This window comes from Peribacillus sp. 05N428, assembly GCF_056397085.1.
In genome coordinates, this window is record NZ_JBFTMS010000083.1 from 1 (window position 1) to 5,461 (window position 5,461).

The 5,461-nt window shown below is 33.2% G+C and carries 6 protein-coding genes and 2 pseudogenes; 6 read left to right on the forward strand and 2 right to left on the reverse strand.

Annotation, left to right across the window (positions count from 1 at the left end):
• The 6 genes and pseudogenes from AC1DIV_RS29395 to AC1DIV_RS29420 all read left to right on the forward strand — a co-directional run.
• A pseudogene (locus AC1DIV_RS29395) lies at positions 1-132 on the forward strand (glucose-6-phosphate isomerase); the annotation flags it as partial.
• 241 nt (positions 133-373) lie between these two features.
• Positions 374-891 (forward strand): annotated as a pseudogene (locus tag AC1DIV_RS29400) (recombinase family protein).
• 232 nt (positions 892-1,123) lie between these two features.
• Positions 1,124-1,588, forward strand: a complete 465-nt coding sequence (locus AC1DIV_RS29405; RefSeq protein WP_477577920.1) for a DUF4158 domain-containing protein — start codon at positions 1,124-1,126, stop codon at positions 1,586-1,588.
• Between the two features lie 32 nt (positions 1,589-1,620).
• Positions 1,621-1,968: a hypothetical protein gene (locus AC1DIV_RS29410; RefSeq protein ID WP_477577921.1), complete on the forward strand. Its 348-nt coding sequence runs from the start codon at positions 1,621-1,623 to the stop codon at positions 1,966-1,968.
• Positions 1,969-1,982: 14 nt separating this feature from the next.
• Positions 1,983-2,138 carry a hypothetical protein gene (locus AC1DIV_RS29415; protein ID WP_477577922.1) on the forward strand — a complete coding sequence of 52 codons (156 nt, stop codon included), beginning with the start codon at positions 1,983-1,985 and terminating at the stop codon, positions 2,136-2,138.
• Positions 2,139-2,811: 673 nt separating this feature from the next.
• On the forward strand, positions 2,812-3,855 hold the full coding sequence (locus tag AC1DIV_RS29420; RefSeq protein ID WP_477577923.1) for a LacI family DNA-binding transcriptional regulator: 1,044 nt from the start codon (positions 2,812-2,814) through the stop codon (positions 3,853-3,855).
• A 421-nt stretch (positions 3,856-4,276) separates the two neighbouring features.
• Here AC1DIV_RS29420 and AC1DIV_RS29425 read toward each other — a convergent pair whose 3' ends face one another.
• Together AC1DIV_RS29425 and AC1DIV_RS29430 are read right to left on the reverse strand one after the other, a co-directional pair.
• Positions 4,277-5,137 carry an aKG-HExxH-type peptide beta-hydroxylase gene (locus AC1DIV_RS29425; protein ID WP_477577924.1) on the reverse strand — a complete coding sequence of 287 codons (861 nt, stop codon included), beginning with the start codon at positions 5,135-5,137 and terminating at the stop codon, positions 4,277-4,279.
• 76 nt (positions 5,138-5,213) lie between these two features.
• A partial coding sequence (locus tag AC1DIV_RS29430; protein ID WP_477577925.1) for a hypothetical protein occupies positions 5,214-5,461 on the reverse strand: 248 nt, incomplete at its 5' end.

Consider the following 5,461-nt stretch of genomic DNA (forward strand, 5'->3'; position numbering starts at 1 on the left):
GGCCATCTATTAGGAGTTAACCCATTTGACCAGCCTGGAGTCGAAGCATACAAGAAGAATATGTTTGCTTTACTTGACAAACCTGGTTTTGAAGCAGAAAAAGCTACTCTCATGGAGCGTTTATCAAAATAATTATATCTGATTGGTTTAGTACTAAAAGATTTTTACCAAAAACCATATTTTTTGTAACAACGTTAATCAGAAACTCTGGTGTTTGATTTTATTAGGTTTATAGGTTACCAAAAATAATTACCAAAAGTTTTACAAAAATGAAGTCTCTTGTACAATAAGAATATTAAATTGTGCAGGGGGCTTCTTTATGATAATCGGTTATGCCCGAGTTTCTACAGTTGACTAAAATTTAGACCGACAAATTAGATTACTTTCTGAGTATGGTTGCGAAAAAATGGTTCAAGAGAAATTTACTGGGACTATAAAGGATAGAGATGGACTTAATTCATTGTTAGATGTAATAAGGAAAGGTGATACCCTTGTTGTAGAAAGTATTTCACGCTTAGGGAGAAGAACACTTGATATTCATTCTATTATTCAGCAATTCGAGGATACAGGTGTAAAGTTCGTTTCTATTAAAGAGAACATGGATACAAGAACATCAACGGGAAAAGAAAAGCCATGTTTCAAATTATGTGTGTCATCGCAGAGTTAGAAAGAAATTTAATTGCAGAAAGAGTTAAAGAAGGATTAGAAGCAAGTAAGAAAAGAGGAAAAAAACTTGGAAGACCTAAAGTAGATCAAGGGAAAATTGAAATAGCTTTGAGGATGTATGACAGTAAAGAATACTCAGTAAAAGAAATTGTAGAAGGTACAAGACTTTCACAGGGCTCATTATATCGAGCGATTAATAAAAGGAAACTAGAAAAAACGAATTAATAACTAGTTAGATTTTTAGGGGAAAATGTGACGGACTAGAGCAGCTACACTGCCCTAACTTACTGTGAATGGAGTTGGTAATTTGGCATCTATAGAACGTACGGCTTACCCCAGATTTAAAAAACGTCCTACTTCAAAAGAACTTCGTGATGTTTATTCCACAACACCCTAAGAAAATCAATTTGCACATAAAGTTGCTAGAGGACCAGTTTCAGTTCTAAGTTTACTAGTTATGTTAAAATCTTTCCAACGTCTTGGTTATTTCCCTCGGCGGAAAGATATTCCTGTAGAGATCGTGATTTATATTCGGAATTGTTTGAATCTCTCTACTAGTGTTGAATCGAATTACAATAGTAAATCAATTTACCGACATCAAAAAGCAATAAGAGAATACCTCAATGTACGTCCTTATGGAAAAGAAGTATTACATATTGCAACTACTTCAATTTATAAGGCCACACAGGTAATGGACAATCCAGCTGATCTTATCAACGTATCCATTGAAGTGTTAATAAAAGAAAGGTGTGAGTTACCTGCTTTTAGTACAATAGATCGATTGGCTCGCCGTATAAGGACATTAGTTAATCACCAGTTATTTAATTCAGTATTTTCAAAACTGACTCCTGAAGTTAAGCAAAAATTAGATCAATTACTTGTTACTACAGATGATAATCGGACTTCTGATATAACTGTTTAAAAGAAGTTCCAAAAAGCGCAACACTTTCTCATATGAAGGAAATCCAAAATAAATTACTCTGGTTAACTAACTTTATAGGAGAAATTGATAGTTTACTAGAGAATATTCCAAATTCAAAAATTAAGAACTTCGCTTTAGAAGCAAAAGCGCTTGATGTATCTGAATTAAAAGACTTTAATCTGCCAAAGAGATATACGCTGTTACTTTGTATGACTTATCGCTCAAAAATATCAGCTATTGATAGTTTAGTAGAGATGTTTCTCAAAAGAGTCAGAACTAGACATAATAAAGGAAAAGAGGAGCTTGAACTTTTAAAACATAGATCAAAAACTGAAAATCTCATCTCTGTTTTGGCAGAAGTCTTAAATACCACAAGTTAAATGAGGACGATGCCTTGAGCGGTCAAAAAATAAAGGAGCTATTAGGAAAAAGAGGTGGTATCGACTCATTAAAAGAAGATTGCGAAGCCATTTCATCATATAATGGCAATAACTACCTTCCTCTTTTATGGAATTCTATAAAAGTCACAGGAAAACTCTTTTTAGATTGATTAGTATGATTGAAATTGATTCAACCACTTAGGATCAATCACTTTTAGAAGCCTTGAAATTTTTACGTGATCATGAGAACCGAAAAATTGAAAATCTACAAATAGATTTTGATCTTTCATTTGCTAGTGAACAGTGGAAAAGAACAATTTATGTACCTAAAGAAAATAATTTAATTTATCGTAAACACATTGAAATCTGTATTTATCCTATCTTGCCGGAGAGTTAAAAACGAGAGACCTTTGTGTAAAAGGCTCAAAGAATTTTGCCGATTGAGGTTAGTTCTATAAGAAAAATGATGTCTAATGTGTAAATTTATACGATAATATGGAACTATATTAAACATATAACGTCAATAATATTAAACCTAAATTTGAAAGGAGCAATAATGAAAATAATCGCCTGACTTCTTTCCTCTCCCCAAAACACTTCGGATTTTTAGAAGCTGATCTCATATCAGCTTCTTTTTAATTTTCAAAAGAGATTAAAAAACGAAAAAGTGGGTATTTTCTGAAAAAAAGTTAAAAATAATCAAAAAAGTATGGATATAACTATTAAGTGAGTGCATTATAGATACAGTATAATTTTAAAATATATTTGAAAAGTGTTTATTGGTTTTCACCTTTTTTTAAATGAAATCAAAAAAGACTAAAGAGGGGAGAGAGAAAACAAGGCATGGCCATCACAATAAAAGATGTGGCACAACTGGCAAATGTTGCTCCTTCAACAGTTTCTCGAGTAAGTGCAAATGATCCTCGTATAAGTGAAAAAACAAAGGTACGTGTTCGTAAGGCAATGGAAAAGTTAGGATATCATCCAAACTTGATTGCACGGAGTCTTGCTAATCAATCAACCAGGATCATTGGCTTATTGCTGCCAAGTTCGTCAAACGGTTTTTATCAAAATCCATATTTTTTGGCAATCCTCCAGGGTCTTAGTGAAGGGGCTCAGGAAAAGCATTACTCTCTGTTACTAAGAACGGGGAAAACAGAAGATGAAATCTACGAAGGAGTTGTGAATATGATTCAGGGGGGAATGGTGGATGGAATAATCCTTATGTATTCAAGGATGAATGATCACATTCTAACCTATTTACAAGCAAGGGCTTTTCCGTTTGTTGTCATTGGGAAACCCTATGATTTTATTGAGGAGATAACGTATGTAGATAACGATAATGTCTTGGCTGCCGAACAGGTAACAGACTACCTTATTCAGCTAGGGCATGAAAGAATTGGATTCATCGGAGGCGATATAACCTTTGTGATGACTCTAAACCGTTTATTAGGGTATAAACGTGCATTGAAAAGGGCTGGTATCTTTCCAAGAAGGGAATATACCATACATGAGGATGTTTTACATGAAGGTGGACAAGCAGCTGCGAAAAAGTTACTATCGATGGACGAACCACCAACTGCGTTGGTCGTCAGTGATGATCGTATGGCACTTGGCGTCGTGCATTCTCTTCGGGAATTGGGAGTACGGACTCCTGAAGAAATGTCGATTGTCAGCTTCAATCATGTTCTTTTCTTTGAACGATCATTAACTGCCTTGAGTTCTGTAGACATTAATATTTTCGATTTAGGGTATCAGGCCGCAAAAAGTATTATACAAAAGTTGCAAACTGGAGATACTTCGGCTAGGTCCATCATTCCCCATCATTTTGTGGAAAGGCATTCATGCAGATCAATCAAACAAGAATCGATGGCCATGACTTACTAAACGAAAAGCCCCTTGCATAAAAGCCATGCTCTTTTATTAAACTCGTACGCTAAAGCTTTTAAATGTATGGAAACCGTAAAAGTATAGTAGAAGGATTAACGTTTATTTAAAGAAAAAAAGGAACCTAATATATATTATTCTGACAATTGAAGTTACAATTTTGTTTCAAGTAAGGGTGCTTTTTACAATGCAGAACGGAAGTTCCCTTTTTTATGCAAGGGGTAGGTTTGTTGAATAACTAATATAAAAAAACAGAAATATTAAAAAACGAAGGGGGGTATGGATTTACAAATATCTTTGCTACTGTTAAATAATAGTCGTTAGGTTTTTGAGGCAGCCTTTTTCTTATGGCACTTAACAGGGCAGGTTAGATTTATGAAAAAAAAGAAAAAGAGAGGGCAACAATGCCTTCTCTTTCTTTTCATTCATGTATTAAGGAGTGAATATCATCATAGTTAAGATGTTCTGTGAAATAGTTCATTCCCTCTAAAATTTCAATCCCACGTTCACCTAAAAATTCATGTTTGGTATTTAATTCTTCAGACGTTCTTTTAATATTCGGAAGGAAAGTTAATGCTTTTTTATCATTTCCTAATTTGTGATACATATACATAATCCCTATAGCTACAACAGCTGAATGGTATGCCTTGTCTATGGATCTTTTTGTTGTTAAAATACTTGATATCGTCATTGCTTCAGGGCTATTTGCTACTTCTTGATTAGGAAAAATTGCATATATCATGTCATCTAAATATAAGCAATGATGAATAAATTCGTGATAAATTGCTTCTGCATAGTCTTCTATTTTCCAGTGCTTTGGTGGATGTAACCAAATTACACCGATAGAACTAGATACAGAGCCCCCAACATATCCTTCTACTTTATAACATGCAATTGCTCCAATGACTTTTCTCATTGTGTTCATGATACTAGGATTTATAGTATTTAAAAGTTCAAAAGCTTCTTCAATATTTTTCATAATCTCTTGTTGTTCGTCAATTGAAAAAAGATGATCTGTAAATTTAACATTCTTATCTTTGAGTAAGTCTTTAATAATTAATCTATTATATAAATCTTCATGATCAAAAGTAACCTCAATTTTATCATTAACAGGTATAAAGTTCCCTTGCATGCTATTTAAAGCATTTATGTAATCTTTTTTATTAAAAGCAATCCTATCTTGTTTGAAAAATCTAATTAGTTCTTCCATATTTGCAATAATTTCTTTTGTATTGAAAAAATGCAACTTTTCATTTGGAGTTTGAACAGCTATATTTGTCATTAAATTCACCTCATTATTATAGTAAATAAGTATAGGAGAATAAAATTCTCCTATACTTATTTATAAAAAAAATCTTTTACTTTGCAGAAACATGGTTGTAGTGATCTTGTGATTTGCCTTCAGAGTTGCTCACAAAGTTCTCGATGTTTTTTGAAACATGGTTRTAGTGATCTTGTGATTTRCCTTCAGAGTTGCTCACAAAGTTCTCGATGTTTTTTGAAACATGGTTATAGTGATCTTGTGATTTACCTTCAGAGTTGCTCACAAAGTTCTCGATGTTTTTTGAAACATGGTTATAGTGATCTTGTGATTTACCTTCAGAGT

Coding starts and splice junctions, on each gene's coding strand:
- AC1DIV_RS29420 (WP_477577923.1), top strand. CDS start 2,812: ATGGCCATCACAATAAAAGATGTGGCACAACTGGCAAATGTTGCTCCT.
- AC1DIV_RS29410 (WP_477577921.1), top strand. CDS start 1,621: ATGAAGGAAATCCAAAATAAATTACTCTGGTTAACTAACTTTATAGGA.
- AC1DIV_RS29425 (WP_477577924.1), bottom strand. CDS start 5,137: ATGACAAATATAGCTGTTCAAACTCCAAATGAAAAGTTGCATTTTTTC.
- AC1DIV_RS29405 (WP_477577920.1), top strand. CDS start 1,124: ATGTTAAAATCTTTCCAACGTCTTGGTTATTTCCCTCGGCGGAAAGAT.